Annotated in this window: 1 protein-coding gene; it reads left to right on the forward strand. The window is 64.4% G+C overall.

Features of this window, described 5'->3' with window-relative positions:
* Positions 1-74: 74 nt before the first annotated feature.
* The coding region (locus FPZ47_RS27700; protein ID WP_168209595.1) for a transposase at positions 75-815 on the forward strand (741 nt) is incomplete at its 3' end.

Here is an 815-nt window from a genome sequence, read left to right on the forward strand (position 1 = left end):
GAGCCTGTTGCACAAACCTTCGGCGTGTTTTCGGCGGGAGAATGCCCTGGTCAGGGATAATATCCTGCAACGCAATGGCTTTGGAGGCTTTGGTGGGTTACAACTTCCGGACGGTCGATCGTGATCAAGCGATGCTGTTGCCGGTGTCGCTGACCGAGTGGCTCGATGAGAATCATCTGGCCTGGTTCGTCTGCGATGCGGTTGATCAGATGGACCTGTCGGCGTTTTACGGCGACTACCGCACCGATGGGTGGGGACGGGCCGCCCACGAGCCGTCGATGATGGTGGCGCTGATGCTCTACGCCTACTGCATCGGGGTGCGTTCCTCGCGGGCGATCGAGAAAGCCTGTGGTTCTGATGTCGCGTTTCGGGTGATCACCGCCAATCAGGTGCCCGATCACACCACGATCGCCCGTTTCCGTTCTCGTCATCACGAGGCGTTGGCGGCGGTGTTCACCGCGTCGCTGCGGCTGTGTGCGCAGGCGGGGTTGGTCAATGTCGGCCGGGTCGCCCTCGATGGCACCAAGATGGGCTGTCCGGCGGCGTTGGAAGCCAACCGGACCAAAGAACATCTCGACACCGAGGTCGCCAAGATGCTCGCTGAGGCCGACGCGGCTGATGCCGCCGAGGACGCCTCGTTCGGCGTCGAGGCCACCGGGGAGGGGCCCCCGGCTCAGCTGCGTGGCGCCACGGCTCGCCGGGCGCGGTTCGTCCAGGCCAAAGCGCAGCTTGATGCCGCTGATGAGCAGGCCCAAAAGGCCCATCAGGACAAGCTGGCGGCTCGGACGGCCGCGGAGAAGGCCAGCGGCAAGAAG

The sequence above is a fragment of the Mycobacterium helveticum genome (assembly GCF_007714205.1).
GTDB classification, from domain to species: Bacteria; Actinomycetota; Actinomycetes; order Mycobacteriales; family Mycobacteriaceae; genus Mycobacterium; species Mycobacterium helveticum.